Below are 18,766 nucleotides of genomic sequence, written 5' to 3' on the forward strand. Positions count from 1 at the left end.
AGCACCCACTGTGGCGCGCAAGAGGCACTTCTCCGCCAGCTTACTTCGACAGCAGCATTTCGTTCATGCGCTTGACGAAGGAGGCCGGGTCGGCCAGCGACCCGCCTTCGGCCAGCAAGGCTTGGTCGAACAGGATGTGGGCCCAGTCCTTGAACTTCTCGCCGCTTGCGTCTTCATACTTCAGGCGCGTCACCAGCGGGTGCTGCGGGTTGATTTCCAGGATAGGCTTGGATTCCGGCGCGGACTGGCCGGCTGCCTTCAGCATGCGCAGCAGGTTGCCCGACAGTTCGTGCTCGTCGGCCACCAGGCAGGCTGGCGAATCGGTCAGGCGGAAAGTGACGCGCACTTCCTTGGCCTTGTCGGCCAGCGCTTCCTTCATCTTGCCGACCAGTTCCTGGTACTGGGTTTCGGTCTCGGCGTGTTCCTTCTTCTCCGCCTCGTCTTCCAGCTTGCCCAGGTCCAGGCCGCCCTTGGCCACGGAATGCAGTTCCTTGCCTTCGAAGTCGTTCAGGAAGGACAGCATCCATTCGTCGACGCGGTCGGTCAGCAGCAGCACTTCAACACCCTTCTTGCGGAAGATTTCCAGGTGCGGCGAGTTCTTGGCGGCGGTGTAGCTGTCGGCGGTGACGTAGAAGATCTTGTCCTGGCCTTCCTTCATGCGGCCGACGTAGGCTTCCAGCGATACGTCCTGCACATCGCTGTCGTTGTGGGTCGAGGCAAAGCGCAGCAGCTTGGCCAGGCGTTCCTTGTTGGCGAAGTCTTCGCCGATACCCTCTTTCAGCACCTGGCCGAATTCGGTCCAGAAGGTGGTGTACTTGTCCTTCTTTTCCTGCTCGTCGGCGTTGGCCAGTTCTTCCAGCATGCCCAGCACGCGCTTGGTCGAGCCTTCGCGGATCACTTTCACGTCGCGCGATTCCTGCAGGATTTCACGCGATACGTTCAGCGGCAGGTCGGCCGAGTCGATCACGCCTTTCACGAAGCGCAGGTAGGTCGGCATCAGCTGCTCGGCGTCGTCCATGATGAACACGCGCTTGACGTACAGCTTGATGCCGCCGCGCTTGTTGCGGTCCCACAGGTCGAAGGGAGCCTTGGCCGGGATGTACAGTAGCTGGGTGTATTCGCTGCGGCCTTCTACGCGGTTGTGGGTGTAGGCCAGCGGCGCGCCGAAGTCGTGCGACACGTGCTTGTAGAACTCTTCGTACTGTTCCTGCGTGATCTCGCTCTTGGAGCGGGCCCACAGGGCGCTGGCCTGGTTGATGGTTTCCAGCTCGTCCTTCAGCACGGTTTCCTTCTTCTCCTCGTCCCACTCTTCCTTCTGCATCTGGATCGGCAGCGAGATGTGGTCGGAGTACTTGCGGATGATGGACTTCAGTTTCCAGCTCGACAACAGTTCATCCTCTCCTTCGCGCAGGTGCAGGATGATGTCGGTGCCGCGGCCGGCCTTTTCGATCTGCTCGATCGAGTAATCGCCCTCGCCCGCCGATTCCCAGCGCACGCCTTCTTCCGCCGCCAGCCCGGCGCGGCGCGATTCGACGGTGATCTTGTCGGCCACGATGAAGCCGGAGTAGAAGCCGACGCCGAACTGGCCGATCAGGGCCGCGTCCTTCTGCTGGTCGCCGGACAGCTTGCCGAAGAATTCCTTGGTGCCCGACTTGGCGATGGTGCCGAGGTGGGAAATCGCCTCGTCGCGGCTCATGCCGATGCCGTTGTCGGAAATGGTGATGGTGCGCGCTGCCTTGTCGAAGCTGACGCGGATCTTCAGTTCGTGGTCGTTGCCGTACAGTGCATCGTTGTTGATCGCTTCAAAACGCAGCTTGTCGGCCGCATCGGAGGCATTCGAGACCAGCTCGCGCAAGAAGATTTCCTTGTTCGAGTACAGCGAGTGGATCATCAGCTGCAGAAGCTGTTTGACTTCTGCCTGGAACCCCATGGTTTGCTTGTTTTCTGCCATTTTTACCTCAATAGTCTTATACGGAACTTCGGAATCGCCCACATGGGGCCGTTTGCGCCGATTTCAAGCCCCTGGCAACGTTTCAAAAATACAACCTTGTTGTGGACAACGACAAGTGGTTCTCTTAGCATGGTAACAACGACGCGCCGGAGACACCGTGATCAACGAAGGCCTGCTGCATGCGACCCTGCCGAAGGACACTTCGGACGCTTCCATGGTGCGCTGGATGCGCCTGGTCCTGGCCGTAGCCTGCCTGTTTACCCTCCTGGTCGAGCCGTCCGGCCGTGCCGACCCCTTGTCGCTGGGCGTCTTCCTGGCCTACCTGCTGCAAAGCGTAACCCTGCTCTTGCTGGCCAACCGCTCGATCCTGGTGCGCAGCAAGCTGGTGTACTGGCTTGACGTAGGCTGGTTCACGCTGATGGTCTACGTTACCGGCGGCGATGCCAGTTTTTACTTCCTGCTGTTTTTCTTCGCCATCCTGACCTCGGCCTTCAGCCACGGCTTCGAGGAAGGTGCCCGCATCACCATGGCCGCCTCGCTGGCCTTTGCGCTGACCTCCCTGTACACCCACAGCCAGGCTGAAATGGCGGTGGTGATGCTGCGCGCCACCTTCCTGCTGGCCCTGGGCTACATGATCGCGCACTGGGGCGGCATGGCGATGATCCAGCGCCAGCGCATGGCCTTGCTGCATGCGGTGAGCCAGATGTCCAATCCGCGCTTCGGGGTCGACCGCACCATCAGTTCCGTGCTGGAGCAGACGCGCCAGTTCTACGGCGCCCATAGCTGCATCCTGCTGATGCACGACAACGGCGCGGCAAGCTGGACCTTGCGCGCGGCCAGTTCGGCCAATGCCGGGCGTCCGATCCATGCCAGCAACCTGGCGCCGGACGCCGCTGCGCCATTGCTGGTATGCGGTGAAGACGCCATCCTGCTGATGCGCCAGCCGCGCGGTCCCTGGCTGCGGCGCCGGCTGCAAATCAAGAGCTATGACAGCGCACACCAGCGCTGGGTAGAAGAAGACGCCGAGGCCGGCGAAACCCTGGCCGAATTGCTCGACGCGCTGTCGCTGATCGCGGTGCCGCTGCCGCTGCGGCGCGGTTCCGGGCGCCTGATCGTGGTGTCGCAGCGCCACCACTTCCACAAGTCGGACGCGCTGTTCCTGTTGCAGATCGCGGCCCAGGCCTTCCCCGTGATCGAGAATATCGAACTGCTGGACCGCATGGCATCGGAAGCGGTGTTGCGTGAGCGTGAGCGTATCGCCCGCGACTTGCATGACACCACGATCCAGCCTTATATCGGCCTGCGCCACGGCGTATCGGGCATCCGCCTGAAGGCCGACCCCGGCAATCCGCTGGTGCCCGACCTGGACAACCTGCTCGACGTCACTTCGCAAGTGGTGCGCGACTTGCGCAACTACGCCAAGAGCCTGCGCGGCGGGCTGGAAATGAAGGAACCGGAATTGCTCATTGCCCTGCGCCGCCAGGCCGCGCAGCTGCGCCAGTTCTACGACGTCCACATCAATGTCGACACCAAGGGTGAATTGCACATGAGCGACCGCCTGGCGGCCGAAGTGTTCCAGATCGTCAACGAGGGCATGAGCAATATCTGCAAGCATACGACGGCGCGCAACGGCTATATCGAACTGGCATGCACCGCTGGCCAGCTGACTGTGCGCATCGAGAATGAATGTTCGGGCCAGCCGGTGCTAGACTTTACACCGAGCTCAATCGCTGAACGCGCCGCCGCGCTGGGCGGCGAAGCGCGCGTGCAGCGCGGCCGCCAGAACAACACTGCGGTACAGATTGTGATTCCGGTGTGAGGTGAGTATGGGGCAAGCCGACAAACGAATCCGCATCATGCTGGTCGATGACCACAAGACCCTGCTATGGGGCCTGGGCAAGCTGATCGAAAGCGAAGCGCTGAACATGCTGGTGGTCGGCACCGCGCGCGACTGCGACAGCGCGCTGGCCATGGCGCCCGAAGTGCTGCCCGACGTGATCCTGCTGGACATCGACCTGGGCGGCACCTGTTCGCTGGACATCATGCCGCGCCTGCTGGCCGGCTGCAACGGCGCGCGCGTGCTGGTGCTGTCGGGCACGCGCGACCGCGAGTTGCTCGATCGCGCCGTGATGCTGGGCGCACGCGGCGTGGTCAGCAAGGACGAGCCGGCCGAGGTGGTCCTGAAAGCCATCGAGAAAGTCCACGGCGGCGAGCTGTGGCTCGATGGCATCATGCTCAGCCGCGTGTTCGAAGCCATGCGCAATCCGCAATCGACACGACGGCAAGATCCCGAACTGGACAAGATCGCCCAGCTCACTGCCAAGGAAAGACGCATTTGCAGCTTAATCGCAACAGGTGGTGGTGCGGTTAACAAGGCTTTGGCGCAACAGTTGTTTATTTCCGAGCACACTTTGCGCAACCATTTGACCGCCATCTACCACAAGCTGGGCGTGTCAAACCGCCTGGACCTTTACGTGTTTGCCACCAAGCACAGGCTCGACCAGGCCGACCTGTAGCGCCTCCTCGCCCCCCGCCCACTACCGGCAGGGGTGCCGAAAATATTTCCTCCAATATATCTTCGTTGAACCGGGACAAATGTCCCGATTCCTGCTGGAAAAAAAGGACTTCTGTCACGCATAGAAAAGGACAGATGTTTGATGGAAGTCAAAACGCATGCGCCTAAAGTGAACTCATCAGCACGGCAGACATGTCGGCTGAGACTAGAACCAGGCAAGGCCAACACAACCATGTCCGGAGTACAGAATGCGTAACCGACTCATGCCGCCACGAATCGCAAGCTTCATCGCCGAGGAAGACGGCCGGGCCTTTTACGAATATGTGCTTGTAGCCTCACTGACAGTTGTCGTCGGCATCATTGTGCTTCTAGCGCTTGGAAAAGGCAGGTGAAGCGGGCTTGTTCCGTGAAGCTGCAAACACTTTGGTGCAGTTATTAAACGTCCTGAAAGGAATCATCATGAAAGCCATCCAAAAATTCATCCGCGACGAACAAGGCGTGACCGCAATCGAATACGGCCTGATCGCTGCCCTGATCGCTGTCGTGATCATCGCTGCCGTCAAGCTGATCGGCACCCAGCTGGATAAGACCTTCGACAAGATCGGCACGGCGCTGACCACCGCCAACGGCTAAATCTTGCGCCTGCGTCCGGCCAGGCATTCCCCCGCCTCGCCGGACGACTTTCTTACCTGGAGGTCGATCGTGAAAGAACAATTCCTACGCTTCCTCCGCAACGACACAGGCGTCTCGGCAATCGAGTACGCATTGCTGGCCGGCTTGATCGCAGTGGTCATCGTCGTCAGCGTCGGCAAGGCCGGCACCCAGCTCCTCGCATTGTTCACCTTCGTCAAATCACAAGTCCTGTTGGCCACATCATGAGCGCTGTCCTTACCCCACGCATCGCGACCCGCCCCAGCCTGCCACGCGCCCTGCTGCGCGAGCACGGCCTGCTGCTTGCCATCGTCGGCGTGGAGCTGGCGGCCGCCCTCGCGCTGTGCGCCGCCTACCCGGCCAAATACCGCCACAACCTGCAGCTGGAAGGCTATCTCGCGACCCTGGCGATGGGCCTGGTGTTTGCACTGTGCGGCTATACGATCTACGTCATGATCTTCAAGCGCCCCGAGCACCTGGTGCGCTACCTGAAACAACACCTGGCCGCCTACCTGACGCGCGAACGCCTGCTGTTTTCGGCGCCGGTGCTGGCCATGTTCCCCCTGTTTGCCGCCAGCTTCACCGTGCTGAAAGCCGCCGTGCCGCTGGTGCAGCCCTATGCCTGGGATGCCCGCATGGCCGCCGCCGACGCCTGGCTGCATGGCGGCGTGCAGCCCTGGCAGCTGCTGCAGCCCGTCTTCGGCCACCCGCTGATGACCGCCATCCTGAATTTCAATTACCACCTGTGGTTCTTCATCGTACTGTCCACCGTGTACTGGCTGGCCTTCAACCTGGAACGCCGCCAGCTGCGCATGCAATTCATGCTGAGCTTTGTGCTGAGCTGGGCGCTGCTGGGCAATGTGATGGCCATGCTGTTCTCTTCCGTCGGCCCTTGCTACTACCACTTTGCTGTGGCGGACGCCGATCCCTTCGCCGGCCTGATGCATTACCTGCGCGATGCCGACAAGGTGATCCCCGTAATGGCCCTGCAGGTGCAGGACACGCTGTGGCAAGACTACGCGCAGCATAGCGGCACCAACGCCCTCAGCATTTCCGCCATGCCCAGCATGCACGTGGCCAGTTCCGTGCTGCTGGCCCTGCTCGGCTGGCGCCTGAACCGCGCCGCCGGCATCGCCCTCACCGCGTTTGCCGTGCTGATCCAGGTCGGCTCGGTACACCTGGGCTGGCATTACGCGATCGACGGCTACGCCGGTGCGCTGGGCGCCTGGCTGATCTGGACCCTGTGCGGCAAGCTGGTGCAAAGGAGCGCGCCATGAGCTTCGATACTCGCGCCCTGCTGCCGATCGTGCTGCTGGCCTGCCTGCTGGCATGGGCCGTGGCCAGCGATGTGCGCAGCCGCCGCATCCCGAACAAGCTGGTGGTGCTGGGCTTGCTGGCCGGGCTCACGCTGCAAGCGACCGTGACGCCGGGCGCCGGCCTGTTCAGCGAACCGTTCGGTGCGCTGGGCCTGCTGAAAGCCAGTGCCGGCATGGTGCTCGGCCTGGTGCTGCTGTTGCCGATGTATGCGCTGGGCGCGATGGGCGCCGGCGACGTCAAGCTGATGGCGATGCTGGGCGCCTTCCTGGGGCCGCTCGACATCCTGGGCGCCGGCCTGTCCAGCGTGCTGGCCGGCGGCGTGCTGGCCCTGCTGGTGGCCCTGTTCCAGGGCAGCCTGCGCAAGGTCGGCGCCAACGTCAAGGTGATGGTGCTGGGCAGCGTGCTGCGCGGCATGTCCGGCGGCAGCGCCCGCATCGATGCCCCGCTGGCTGCCACCGGCCAGTTGCCCTATGCCGTGGCCATCGCCGCCGGCACCGTGAGTTACCTGTTGCTGACCCGTTACTTCGGCTGGAGCCTGCTATGAACGCCCCCCCCATCCTCGCCTCGCGCACCGTCAGCGTGCTGGCCACGGCCGCACTGGCCAGCGTCTGGCTGCTGTTCTCGGTGGCCCACGCGCGCGCCTTCAATGCCACCGGCGACTGGGCCTACCTGCTGTTCGTGGCCTCGGAAACCCTGGTGGCGGCGCTGTTCATGCTGCGCTCGGAGCCGGCTGCCGTGTCGCACTCCCCGCTGGACTGGGCGCTGGCCATCGCCTCCACCGGCGCCCCCTTCTTCTTCGCGCCAAGCGGCGAAGGCCTGCTGCCCGCGGCGCGCGCCCTGATCGTGGCCGGCGTGCTGCTGCAGATCTGCGGCCTGCTGTCGCTGAATCGCAGCTTCGGCCTGGTGGCCGCGCGGCGCCAGATCAAGACTACCGGACTGTACCGCTGGATCCGCCATCCGCTGTATGCCAGCTACCTGCTCAGCTATGTGGGCTATGTCCTGTCGAACAGCAGCCTTGGCAATGCCGTCACCTGCCTGCTTGCCTCCATGCTGCTGCTGGCCCGCCTGGTGCGCGAAGAACGCTTCCTGTCGCGCGACAGCGAGTATCTGTTGTACATGCGCCGCGTCAAGTACCGCATCCTGCCAATGGTGTTTTGAGAGAGGTCCGCCATGCCTGCCGATTTTGAAGAACCAAGCAAGCGCCCCTGGGCTGACGACCCGCTGCGCGTTCCCGCACCGCGCACGGTGGAAGAAACCGGGCTGCCCTTCCTGCTGCTGGTGGAGCTGGCCAGCAAGGTGCTGTACCAGCGCGGCCAGGTCAAGCTCAACGAGCTGGCCGCCCACCTGAAGCTGCCGCCATCGGTGCTGGACCCGGTGCTGGGCTTCATGCGCACGGAAAAGCTGATGGAGATGATGCGCCGCGGCGTCAGCAACACCGATGCCGACATCGTCTACAACCTGACCGATACGGGCCGCGCCCGCGCCGCCGAATTCGTGCGCCGCGATGCCTATGCCGGCGCCGCTCCGGTAACCTTTAGCGACTATGCCGAACGCGTGCGCGCCCATAGCGTGGCGCAGATGCACGTCAAGCGCGAGCACATCCGCAAAACGTTCGATGGCATTGTCGCCAGCCCTGCAGTGCTTGACCAGTTGGGCGCGGCCATGAACAGTGGCCGCGCCATCTTTATCCATGGTCCGGCCGGCAGCGGAAAAACCTACCTGGCAGAGCGCCTGAACGGCCTGCTGCAAGGGCAGATCGCCGTGCCGCATGCGCTGCTGGTCGACGGCGACATCATCCCAGTCTATGACCCGGTGCTGCATACCATTATTGAGGACACGCCGCCGCCGGGCATGCTGTTCGACCGCCGCACCCCGCGCGACCAGCGCTGGGTGCGCAGCCAGCGACCCGCCGTGATCACCGGCGGCGAGCTGACCCTGGAAGCGCTGGACTTGCGCTTCGATCCGGCCACCCGGCTGTACCAGGCGCCGCCGCACCTGAAGGCCAACGGCGGCATCTTCATCATCGACGACCTGGGGCGCCAGCGCTGCTCGCCGGTGGAACTGATGAACCGCTGGATCGTGCCGATGGACCGCCAGGTCGACTACCTGTCGCTGCAGAACGGCTACAAGTTCCCGGTGCCGTTCGACGTGGTGGTGATCTTTTCCTCCAATATGCCGCCCGATGCGCTGGCCGACGGTTCCTTCCTGCGCCGCCTGGGCTACAAGATCCATGTCGGCCCGCAGACGCCGGAACAGTACGAGACCGTGTTCCGCCAGGTGTGCCAACGCTATTCGGTGCCGTTCGAGGCCGAGACTTTCGCCTGGCTGATGCGCCAGCACCACACGCACGAACGGCCGCTGATGGCCTGTTACCCGCGCGACCTGGTTTCGCAATTGCGCGACCTGGCCGCCTATGAAGGACGCCTGCCCACGCTGGACATCGCCTCGCTTGAGTGGGCCTGGAATAACTATTTTGCCGCGGTTTGAAGCCAAGGACGCAAGGGGATAATCATGAGGAACACACGAGCAATGATCATGATGGTGGTAGCCATCGCCCTGGCCTTCGTGGCCGTTGTGGTGGCAGCGCGCTGGATCAACGCGCAGGCCAGCGGCACCACGGCCAAGGTGGCCGTGGCGCAGGTGGACATCAGCCTGGGCGCACGCATCACGCCCGACATGGTGCGCCTGGTCGACTGGCCGGCATCGGTGCAGCCGCCGGGCGCCATCAAGGACGACAAGGCGCTGGAGTCGCGCGTCACCCGCACCAGCATCATGCGCGGCGAGCCGATCCTGGAAGCCAAGCTGGCGCCGCCCGGCACCCAGGGCGGGCTGTCGGCGGTGGTGGCCGAGGGCAAGCGCGCCATGACCGTGCGGGTCAACGACGTGGTGGGCGTGGCCGGCTTCGCCCTGCCCGGCAATTACGTCGACATCCTGGTCAACACCCAGGAAGAAGGCCAGCGCACCCAGACCAAGGACCCGACCATTTCCAAGATCGTGCTGGAGCGCATCCTGGTGCTGGCGGTGGCGCAGGAATCCTCGCGCGACGAGACCAAGCCGAAAGTGGTGAATGCGGTGACGCTGGAGCTGACCCCGGAACAGGTGGAAAAACTCGACCTGGCACGCAGCGTAGGCAGCCTGTCGCTGGTGCTGCGCAACCAGGTCGACCCGAATCCCGCGCTGACCACCGGCGCCACCAAGACCACCCTGCTGGGCGCCGCAACACCCGCGCCGGCACCGAAAGCGGCGCCCGTCGCCGCCCCGGCACCGAAGCCCGTGCCGGTGCGCAAAGTGGCCACCGTGCCGCCGCCGGGCGTGCATGTGGAAATGATCAAGGGCCTGGACCGCAGCAGCCAACAATTCTGATACGGAGCTACTCATGAAAAGGATAAGCACCGCTGTACCGAGCATCCTGGGCGCCCTGTTGGCCCTGCCCGCCCTGCTCACGCCTGCCGCCGCCCAGGTGGGCGCCGAAGCAGCCGTCGTTGCGCAGCAGCCTAAAATGAAGGCCAAGGGCGGCGCCATGCCCGGCAAGAAGGCGGAAGCCGCGCTGCCGGCTGCGCTGCCGGAAGGCCGCACCGAACTGGCGCCGGCCATGCAGCTGGCCGAAGGCAAGTCCAGCATCGTGCGCCTGCAGCATCCTGCAGCACGGGTGGCGGTGGGCGACGCCCGCGTGGCCGACGTGATCCTGCTCAATCCGCGCGAAGTATACATGCTGGGCCGCACCGTCGGCACCACCAACCTGATCGTGTGGCAGAAGACCGGCGACACCGTGATTGCCGACCTGACCGTCAGCGCCGACACGGCCACCCTGCAGGCGGGCATCGACAAGCTGACCGGCCAGGCCGGCATGGTCAAGGTGACGGCGGCCGCCGACTCCCTCATGCTGAGCGGCACCGTACCGGACGTGGTGATGGCCGAGCATGTGCTGCAGATGGCCAATGCCTTCGTCACGCGCCAGCGCCCGACCAGCAGCGGCGGCCCGGGCAGCGGCGCCTCGGCGCCGGCCGGCGCCAGCACGCAGGCCATCGCGCCAGTCGAAGGCAGCCTGTCGCTCAAGATCATCAATATGCTGACCGTCGCCGCGCCGCAGCAGGTGATGCTGGAAGTGAAGGTGGCCGAAGTGTCCAAGACCCTGGTCGACCAGCTGGGCGCCAGCATCGGTCTCAATCACACCATCGGCAACTGGACCTATACCCTGCTGTCCAACCTGTTGAGCGGCAACCCTTCGCTGGCCAATGCCTTCAAGAGCACCAACGGCAACTCCTTCACCATCGATGCGCAAAAGCGCGACGGGCTGGTGAAGATGCTGGCCGAGCCGAACCTGATGGCCATCAGCGGCCAGGAAGCCAGCTTCCTGGCCGGCGGCAAGATCTTCATCCCGGTGGCCTCCACCCCGGACGGCGGCGGCTTTACCCGCATCACGCTGGAAGAGAAGGAATTCGGCGTGGCGGTGCGCTTCACCCCGACCGTGCTGGGTGACGGCCGCATCAACCTGAAGGTGGCGCCCGAAGTCTCGGAATTGAACAAGGAAGGCGTGGGCATTTCAGCGGCCGGCGTCAACGGCACCGCCATCCTCCCTTCGTTCACCACGCGGCGCGCCGCCACCACGGTGCAGCTGTTCGACGGCCAGAGCTTCGCCATCGGCGGCTTGATCAAGAACAACTCGACCAACAACATCAAGGCCGTGCCGGGCCTGGGCGAAATCCCGGTGCTGGGCGCCCTGTTCCGTTCCAACGATTTCCAGACCGACCGCACCGAGCTGGTGTTCGTCATCACGCCGCGCCTGGTCAAGCCGCTGCCGCCCGACCTGGCCAATGCCCTGCCCACCTCCAACGTGACCGATCCGAGCCGCGCCCAGCGCATCTTCACCGGCCAGATGGAAGGCACCCCGCCGCAAGACAAAACCCAGAAGCAGCCTGGCAAGCAAGCCGGCGGTTTCGACCTGAACTAGGAGGCCAGCATGAAATCGTCATTCCTGCGCTGCACCGGCACTGCCCTGCTGCCTTTGAGCCTGGCGGCCTGCATGTCGACCACGCCCTACGTCGACCAGCACCTGGGCGAAGCCGCCACCGACCTGCGCCAGGCGCAGATCATGAACCCCGCCGCCGAGCGCAACATGGCGGTGCCCCTGGGGCTGGACGGCCCGGCCGCCAAGGCCGGCTACGACCAGTACGTGAAATCGTTCAAGGCGCCGGAAAAGAACGCCAATTCCTTCCTGATCGGCGTCGGCCGCTAGGAGACAGCCATGGTCCAGCGCATTCCCAAGCACCACCAGCAGCGCGGCGCCGTGGCCGTGATGACTGGCCTGCTGCTGATGCTCGTCCTGATCCCCGTGGCAGGCCTGGTGCTGGACCTTGGCCACTTATACATCGTCAAGACCGAGCTGCAGAACCTGGCCGATGCCTCGGCCCTGGCTGCCGGCAAGGACCTCGACAACTCGGACGCGGGCCTGAACAAGGCCGTCGCTTCCGGCAAGGCGCTGGCGCTGAAGAACCGCTACAACTTCGGCAGCACGCTGACGCTGCAGGACGCCAACTTCCGCTTTGCCGCCAGTCCGGACGGCCCCTGGTACACCCTGGCGCAAAGCCTGGGCAACGCCACCGGCCGCACGTTCGTGGAGGTCGACACCCGGGATGGCGGCAACGGCGGCACTGCGCAGTCGATCAATACCTGGCTGATGCGCATTGCCGGCGACAACAGCACCTCGACCTACGGCTGGGCGGTGGCGGGGCGCTACGTCAACACCGTGACCCCGGTCGGCGTCTGCGCCATCGACCCGACCCGCCGCACGGCCAGCTACAGCTACGGCAGCTTCACTGAAATCGTCGAATACGGCTTCCGCCGCGGCATGTCGTACAACGTGTTCGAACTGGGCTCCCTGGGCGGCGCCGCCTCCGACCCGTACCAGATCAACCCGGTCAATTCGCCGCCCAACGCCTGCGTCTCGTCCAACTCGTCGACCAATGTCACCGCCCCCTTCATCTGCGTCGGCAACAGCGCCGTGGTGCCGACCGGGGTGGGCCAGGTCTACACCAATACCGGCGTGTCGGGGACGCTGGAAAAAGCGTTCAACTCGCGCTTCAACGATTATTCCGGCGGCTCGCAGTGCGACCCGGCCACCGCGCCGCCCGACATCAACGTCAAGGAATACCTGCCCGGCTCCGGCGAAGCACCGGCTGGATGGCAAGACGCCGGCAGCACCAACCTGCCCAGCCAGCAATCGGTCACGACCGACGGCACCCCGCAGCTGCCGAAGTACACGCTGCCCTTTGAGGCCACCACCAATATCTGGCCCAGCACGCCCAGCACCCGCGTCCCGACGCAGGCCAGCTATGCGGAACACGGCGTGCTGTGGTCCTACACGCCGGCGGTCCAGTCCGACGGTACGACGGCCGTTACGCCAGCCGAGGCCAATGGCACCAGCGCAACCAGCAAGATGTACGGCACGGGCGCCACCACCAACTATATCGACCCCGCCAATTACCCGACCACGGTCGGCGCCGGCTTCACCTCGCAGTTTGCGGCGCCGTATAACCAGGCCAGCGGCCCGACCTTCCTGGCCCCGGCCGGCCGCACCGGCGTGGAGAACCGCCGCATCCTGAACATCGTGCTGATCGACTGCCGCACCCCGCCGGTGGGCAGCGGCGCCTGCGGCGTCATGAACGTGGTCGGCATCGGCAAGTTCTTCATGCAGAAGAAGGCCGACCTCAGCGGCTCGCCGAAGAAGCTGAACGTGGAATTCACCGGCCTGGTAGAACCAGTGCCCTCGTCCGAAGTCAAACTGTACAAGTGATCACCATGCGCCTTCCACCATTACGCAAGCAATCCGGCGCCGCCCTGGTCGAATTCGGGCTGGTGGCCAGCATCCTGTTCCTGCTGCTGGCAGGGGTGTGGGAGTTCGGCCGCGCCTTCGCCTATTACGATGCGCTCAGCAAGGGTACCCGCGACGGCGCCCGCTACATGAGCGTGGCGAAAAAAGCCAACATCAACTCGAGCGCCGTCGGCACTGCCAAGAGCATCGTGGTGGCCGCCGCCAACGCGGCCAAGGTACCCGGCTTCGCCAGCAGCAACGTGGTGGTCACTTGCCTGGATGCCTCCTACAACGACAGCTCCTGCATTGACGGCACCGCGCCCGGCGGCGTACGCGTCGAGATCACCGGCTACGCTGTCAACATCGGCCAGACCATTCCGCTGATCGGCAATGCGGTGCGCACCATCAACCTGACCCCGCGCACCACCATGCGCTACATGCAGTGAGGATGCCATGAAGAACCGGGCCTGCCGTCCCAGCCTGAAGCGCCAGAGCGGCGCCGCGATCGTGGAATTTGCCATCATCGGCGGCCTGCTGCTGGCCTTCATCTATGCCATCTTCGAGTTCGGCCGCATGATGTTCGTCTACAACACCATGCAGGAAATCAGCCGCCGCGGCGCACGCGAGGCAGCCGTGCGCTGGATGAGCGATGCCGACCAGACCGACATCAGGAAGTATGCGGTGTTCGGTGCCACGAGGCTCCCTGGCAGCATGGAAATCACTGATGAAAATGTCAAAATCCGCTACCTGCAGGCAAATGGCGTCGATCCGGTCATCAACCCGCCAGCGGATGCGGGCGACAATATGGCCGCCTGCAACGATGTGCTGCGCACTGCATCTTGTGTCATGTACGTCGAAGTCAAAGTCAAGGATGTCGTATTTACTCCGCTGATTTTCAAGCCCGGATCGGTCACCGTTTCCAAGCCGGCCAACACCATGCCGGAAGCCACCACTGTCGTCTACGCCGAAAGCCTCGGCTTCACCAACTGAGCGATGCCATGAAGATCACCGCCATCTCCAGCAACGATAAGCAACTGTTCGAAATCGCCCGCATCCTGCGCGAGCGCAGCCCGACCGACCAGGTCGACGTGCTGCCAGGCCTGCTCGACAAGCTGCCGCGCTTTGACGGCATGGCACCCGACCTGCTGCTGGTGGCGCAGCCGCTGCTGAACGGCGAGGACATGGACCGCCTCGAAACGCTCAGCGTGCAACACCCCGACATGGCCATCATCGTGGCCTGCACCCAGCAGACGCCCGACTTCCTGATGCAGGCCATGCGCGCCGGCGTGCGAGAAGTGCTGCCCGCGCCGATCGACGGCGCCGCGCTGCAGGCGGCGGTGCGCCGGCTGGACGAAAAGCGCAATTTCAGCGCCCGTTCGCTGGGCAAGGTGCTGGCGTTCATCTCCTGCAAGGGCGGCAGCGGGGCCACCTTCCTGGCCGCCAACCTCGGCTACGCCCTGGCTGCCGCCGAAGGCAAGAAAGTAGCGCTGTTCGACCTCAACCTGCAGTTCGGCGACGCCTCGCTGTTCGTCTCCGACCAGCGCCCGGCCGCCAGCGTGGCCAGCGTGGCGCAGCAGATGCACCGCCTGGATGCCACCCTGCTGTTCTCCAGCATGGTGCAGGTGACGCCGAACTTCCACGTGCTGGCGGCGCCGGAAGACCCGACCCAGGCCAATGACGTGCATCCCGAGCATATCGACGCCCTGCTGCGGCTGGCGCGCCAGCATTACGATTTCGTCCTGCTCGACATCGGGCGCAGCCTGGACGCCGTCTCGGTGCGCGCCCTCGACCAGGCCGACATGATCTTCCCCATCCTGCAGGCCACGCTGCCGTATATCCGCGACGGCAAGCGGCTGCTGCAGGTATTCCGTTCGCTTGACTATCGGAAGGACAAAATCCACCTGATCGTCAACCGCCATTCGAACAACGGCGACATCCGCCTGCGCGATTGCGAGCAAGCCTACGGCATGGAAATGTTCCGCACCATCCCGAACCACTACGAAGCTGCCGCCGCCTCGGTCAACCAGGGCGTGCCGATCCTGCAGCTGCAGCGCGCCAGCCCGATTTCCAAGGCTTTGCAGGACCTGGCGCGTACCCTGGCCGGCGACAGCAGTACCGAGTCGCGCGGCTGGCTGTCCCGAATCCTCCAGCGCGCATAGCGCCCCCAGACCAGCCCATGGAGCCGATCATGCAGATCCCAGCCCAGAACCTCCGCAATCGCCTTGGCGCCGCGCCAGCCAACGGCAACGTCGCCGCCCTGCGCACTTCCGAGGCAATCGACAACCGCGCCTACCAGCAGCTCAAGCACCGCATCCACCAGACCCTGCTCGACCGGGTCGACCTGGAGAGCATGCAGCGCCTGACCCAGGACCAGATCCGCGACGAGCTGAAGATCCTGGTCGAGCGCCTGCTCGAAGAGAACATGGTGGTGATCAACGACAGCGAGCGGCGCAACCTGACGCGCGACATCCAGTACGAGGTGCTGGGCTTCGGGCCGCTGGAGCCGCTGCTGGCCGACCCCAATGTGTCCGACATCCTGGTCAACGGGGCGCGCCAGGTGTACGTGGAGCGCAAAGGCTGCCTGGAACTGACTTCGGTCACCTTCAACGATGATGCGCACCTGATGAAGATCATCGACAAGATCGTGTCGCGCGTGGGACGCCGCATCGACGAATCGAGCCCGATGGTCGACGCCCGCCTGCCGGACGGTTCGCGCGTCAACGCCATCATCCCACCGCTGGCCATCGACGGCCCGGTGCTCTCGATCCGCCGCTTCTCGGCCGATCCGCTGGGCATGGCGGAGCTGATCAGCTTCAACTCGATGACCGAGGCCATGGCCACCATCCTGCAGGCGCTGGGCAAGAGCAAGGTGAACATCCTGATCTCGGGCGGCACCGGCTCCGGCAAGACCACCATGCTGAACGCCATTTCCGGCTATATCAGCCACAGCGAGCGCATCGTGACCATCGAAGATGCGGCCGAACTGCAGCTGCAGCAGCCGCATATCGTGCGCCTGGAAACGCGTCCGCCGAACATTGAGAACAAGGGCGAGGTAACGCAGCGCGCCCTGGTGCGCAATGCGCTGCGCATGCGCCCCGACCGCATCATCCTGGGCGAGGTGCGCGGCGCCGAAGCGCTGGACATGCTGCAGGCCATGAATACCGGCCATGAAGGCTCGATGGCCACCATCCACGCCAACACGCCGCGCGATGCACTGACCCGGCTGGAAAACATGATCAGCATGGGCGCCGCCGGCCTGCCGGTGAAGGCCATGCGCCAACAGATCTCTTCCGCCATCGGCGTGGTGGTGCAGGTGGCGCGCCTGACCGACGGCAAGCGCAAGCTGATGTCGATCCAGGAAATCACCGGCATGGAAGGCGAAATGATCACCATGCAGGAGATCTTCTGCTTCAAGCAGACCAGCGTCGGCACCGACGGCTCGGTGCAAGGCTACTTCAGCGCCACCGGCGTGCGGCCGCGCTTCGGCGAACGGCTGCGCACCTTCGGCGTCACCCTGGCCGACGACATGTTCGACCCCACCGTGCAAAAGAGGATGTAAGCCATGGACTACCTCTATTACGCCACCGGCATCCTGGTCTTCCTGGCCGTGGTGCTGCTGATCGAAGGCATGTACCTGACCTGGAATTCGGCCAAGGGGCCGGAAGCGGAACGGGTGGCGCGCCGCTTGCGCATGATGTCGGCCGGCGCCCATGCCGGCGGCGAAAGCGCTTCCATGATCAAAAAGCGCCTGCTCAGCGAAAGCCCGGTATTCCAGCGCCTGCTGCTGCAGATGCCGCGCGTCAGCCAGCTGGACCGCCTGCTGGAGCAGTCGGGCATGTCGTGGACGGTGTCGGACCTGATCGTGCTGTCGCTGATCTGCCCCGTGCTGGTAGGCGGCGCGGCACTGTTCCTGCGGGTGCCGCTGCTGCTAGTGCTGCCGCTGATGCTGGTCTCGCTCAGCTTCCCCCTGCTGCTGGTGCTGCGCGCCAAGGGCAAGCGGCTGGCCAAGGTGGACCAGCAACTGCCCGACGCGCTGGACCTGATCGGCCGAGCCCTTCGCGCCGGCCATGCCTTCCCGACCGCCATGAAGATGGTGGGCGACGAAATGAACGCGCCGATCGCCGACGAATTCAAGGCAACCTTCGACGAGGTCAATTTCGGCATCTCGATGAACGATGCGCTGATGAACCTGGCCACGCGCGTGCCCAGTACCGACCTGCGCTACTTCGTCATCGCCGTGATGATCCAGCGCGAGACGGGCGGCAACCTGGCCGAACTGCTCGACAACATCAGCAGGATCGTGCGCGAGCGCATCAAGCTGCTGGGCCAGATCCGCGTGCTGTCGGCCGAGGGCAAGATGTCGGCCTGGGTGCTCGGCCTGCTGCCCTTTGCCGCGGCTGGGATGATCCAGCTGACCAATCCCAGCTTCCTGGCCGTGCTGTACACCGACCCGGCCGGGCGCAAGATGGTTGCTGGCGCGATCACCATGATGATCGTTGGTGTCTTCGCGATGCGCAAGATTATCCGGATTCGTGTTTAGCGGGAGATTGACATGAGCGTCCTTCAAATGGCCTTCCTGGCCCTGGTGTTCCTGCTGGTGTTCGGCACCGCCTACGTGGTCATGCTGAGTTTCAGCGCCAACCCCGTGCACGGGCGGCTGCAGCAGGTGAGCGAGCTGCCCGGCAAATCGCGGCGGCGCGAACGCATCAACCCCAACCTGCTGGCGCGCATTGCGGCCTGGCTGGCGCCGGTGGCCAAGCTGTCCGGCGGCGAAACCGAAGAATGGGAGAAGTCGACGCTGCGCCTGCGCTTCATGAATGCGGGGCTGCGCCATGCTTCCATGGGGCCGCTGTACTTCGCCGCCAAGACGGCGCTGGCGATCATGCTGCCGCTGGCGCTCTATGCTTCGCTCGTGCTGTCCGGTTCAAAGCTGTCCGGCAATGGCCTGATGTTCTGGCTGCTGCTGGCGGCGGGCCTCGGCTACTACCTGCCGAACTTCCTGCTGCGCTGGGCCATCAGCCGCCGCCAGCTCGAAATCTTCGAATCCTTCCCCGATGCGCTGGACCTGATGACCGTGTGCGTGGAAGCGGGCCTGGCGATGGATGCCGCGCTACTGCGGGTGGCCGACGAAATCGGCATCAAGAGCCCGATCCTGGCCGATGAACTGCACCTGGTGACGCTGGAGCTGCGCGCCGGCCTGTCCAAGGAGCGCGCCCTGCGCAACCTGGCGCTGCGCACCGGCGTCGAGGATGTCGATGCGCTGGTGGCTATGCTGATCCAGGCCGAACGCTTCGGCACCAGCATCGCCGATTCGCTGCGCGTGCAGTCGGAACAACTGCGCACCCGCCGTCGCCAGCGCGCCGAAGAAGCTGCTGCAAAGATTGCCCTGAAACTGCTGTTCCCGTTGATCTTCTTCATCTTCCCATCGCTGCTGGTGGTGTTGATGGGGCCTGCGTTTATCTCGATTTACCGCGTCCTGCTGCCCACCATGGGCGGCGCCGACGCCGGCTAGAAAGGAATT

19 protein-coding genes are annotated in these 18,766 nt (G+C 64.4%); 18 read left to right on the top strand and 1 reads right to left on the bottom strand.

What is annotated here, in order from left to right; genetic code table 11:
- Positions 1-40 precede the first annotated feature (40 nt).
- The gene (gene htpG, locus ACN9MW_RS21600) at positions 41-1,951 is read right to left on the bottom strand and encodes a molecular chaperone HtpG (protein ID WP_426162576.1); all 1,911 of its coding nucleotides are present in this window, start codon (positions 1,949-1,951) and stop codon (positions 41-43) included.
- A 157-nt stretch (positions 1,952-2,108) separates the two neighbouring features.
- On the opposite strand from htpG, the gene ACN9MW_RS21605 reads away from it, so the two are divergent.
- From ACN9MW_RS21605 to ACN9MW_RS21690, 18 genes are all read left to right on the top strand, one after another.
- On the top strand, positions 2,109-3,770 hold the full coding sequence (locus ACN9MW_RS21605; RefSeq protein WP_426162578.1) for a sensor histidine kinase: 1,662 nt from the start codon (positions 2,109-2,111) through the stop codon (positions 3,768-3,770).
- Between the two features lie 7 nt (positions 3,771-3,777).
- Positions 3,778-4,467 carry a response regulator gene (locus ACN9MW_RS21610; protein ID WP_426162580.1) on the top strand — a complete coding sequence of 230 codons (690 nt, stop codon included), beginning with the start codon at positions 3,778-3,780 and terminating at the stop codon, positions 4,465-4,467.
- A 458-nt stretch (positions 4,468-4,925) separates the two neighbouring features.
- Positions 4,926-5,099 (top strand): Flp family type IVb pilin, encoded by a 174-nt coding sequence (locus ACN9MW_RS21615; protein ID WP_426162581.1) that lies wholly within the window; start codon positions 4,926-4,928, stop codon positions 5,097-5,099.
- A gap of 69 nt (positions 5,100-5,168) precedes the next feature.
- Positions 5,169-5,345, top strand: a complete 177-nt coding sequence (locus tag ACN9MW_RS21620; RefSeq protein ID WP_426162582.1) for a Flp family type IVb pilin — start codon at positions 5,169-5,171, stop codon at positions 5,343-5,345.
- Complete coding sequence (locus tag ACN9MW_RS21625; RefSeq protein ID WP_426162584.1) at positions 5,342-6,394, top strand: phosphatase PAP2 family protein; 1,053 nt, start codon at positions 5,342-5,344, stop codon at positions 6,392-6,394. Before ACN9MW_RS21620 ends, ACN9MW_RS21625 begins: the two co-directional genes overlap by 4 nt.
- On the top strand, positions 6,391-6,978 hold the full coding sequence (locus ACN9MW_RS21630) for an A24 family peptidase (protein WP_426162585.1): 588 nt from the start codon (positions 6,391-6,393) through the stop codon (positions 6,976-6,978). The genes ACN9MW_RS21625 and ACN9MW_RS21630 overlap by 4 nt, the downstream gene beginning before the upstream one ends.
- On the top strand, positions 6,975-7,592 hold the full coding sequence (locus ACN9MW_RS21635) for a methyltransferase family protein (RefSeq protein WP_426162586.1): 618 nt from the start codon (positions 6,975-6,977) through the stop codon (positions 7,590-7,592). The genes ACN9MW_RS21630 and ACN9MW_RS21635 overlap by 4 nt, the downstream gene beginning before the upstream one ends.
- A 12-nt stretch (positions 7,593-7,604) precedes the next feature.
- Positions 7,605-8,921, top strand: a complete 1,317-nt coding sequence (locus ACN9MW_RS21640) for an ATP-binding protein (protein ID WP_426162587.1) — start codon at positions 7,605-7,607, stop codon at positions 8,919-8,921.
- Between the two features lie 24 nt (positions 8,922-8,945).
- Positions 8,946-9,797 carry a Flp pilus assembly protein CpaB gene (gene cpaB, locus ACN9MW_RS21645; RefSeq protein ID WP_426162588.1) on the top strand — a complete coding sequence of 284 codons (852 nt, stop codon included), beginning with the start codon at positions 8,946-8,948 and terminating at the stop codon, positions 9,795-9,797.
- Positions 9,798-9,810: 13 nt separating this feature from the next.
- Complete coding sequence (locus ACN9MW_RS21650; RefSeq protein WP_426162589.1) at positions 9,811-11,385, top strand: type II and III secretion system protein family protein; 1,575 nt, start codon at positions 9,811-9,813, stop codon at positions 11,383-11,385.
- Between the two features lie 9 nt (positions 11,386-11,394).
- A complete protein-coding gene (locus tag ACN9MW_RS21655) occupies positions 11,395-11,670 on the top strand; it encodes a hypothetical protein (protein ID WP_426162590.1) in 276 nt (91 codons plus the stop codon).
- A gap of 9 nt (positions 11,671-11,679) precedes the next feature.
- Entirely contained in the window at positions 11,680-13,227 is a 1,548-nt protein-coding gene (locus ACN9MW_RS21660) for a pilus assembly protein TadG-related protein (RefSeq protein WP_426162591.1), read from the top strand.
- Between the two features lie 5 nt (positions 13,228-13,232).
- On the top strand, positions 13,233-13,691 hold the full coding sequence (locus tag ACN9MW_RS21665; RefSeq protein WP_426162592.1) for a TadE/TadG family type IV pilus assembly protein: 459 nt from the start codon (positions 13,233-13,235) through the stop codon (positions 13,689-13,691).
- Positions 13,692-13,698: 7 nt separating this feature from the next.
- Positions 13,699-14,235 (top strand): TadE/TadG family type IV pilus assembly protein, encoded by a 537-nt coding sequence (locus tag ACN9MW_RS21670; protein WP_426162593.1) that lies wholly within the window; start codon positions 13,699-13,701, stop codon positions 14,233-14,235.
- A gap of 8 nt (positions 14,236-14,243) precedes the next feature.
- Complete coding sequence (locus ACN9MW_RS21675; RefSeq protein WP_426162595.1) at positions 14,244-15,404, top strand: AAA family ATPase; 1,161 nt, start codon at positions 14,244-14,246, stop codon at positions 15,402-15,404.
- A gap of 29 nt (positions 15,405-15,433) precedes the next feature.
- Positions 15,434-16,804: a CpaF family protein gene (locus ACN9MW_RS21680; protein ID WP_426162596.1), complete on the top strand. Its 1,371-nt coding sequence runs from the start codon at positions 15,434-15,436 to the stop codon at positions 16,802-16,804.
- Between the two features lie 3 nt (positions 16,805-16,807).
- Positions 16,808-17,785 carry a type II secretion system F family protein gene (locus ACN9MW_RS21685; protein WP_426162597.1) on the top strand — a complete coding sequence of 326 codons (978 nt, stop codon included), beginning with the start codon at positions 16,808-16,810 and terminating at the stop codon, positions 17,783-17,785.
- 12 nt (positions 17,786-17,797) lie between these two features.
- Positions 17,798-18,757, top strand: coding sequence for a type II secretion system F family protein (locus ACN9MW_RS21690; RefSeq protein WP_426162598.1), 960 nt, complete (start codon positions 17,798-17,800; stop codon positions 18,755-18,757).
- The last annotated feature ends 9 nt before the right edge of the window (positions 18,758-18,766 follow it).

It is taken from the genome of Pseudoduganella sp. R-34 (assembly GCF_049904655.1).
Taxonomy (GTDB): Bacteria; Pseudomonadota; Gammaproteobacteria; order Burkholderiales; family Burkholderiaceae_D; genus Rugamonas.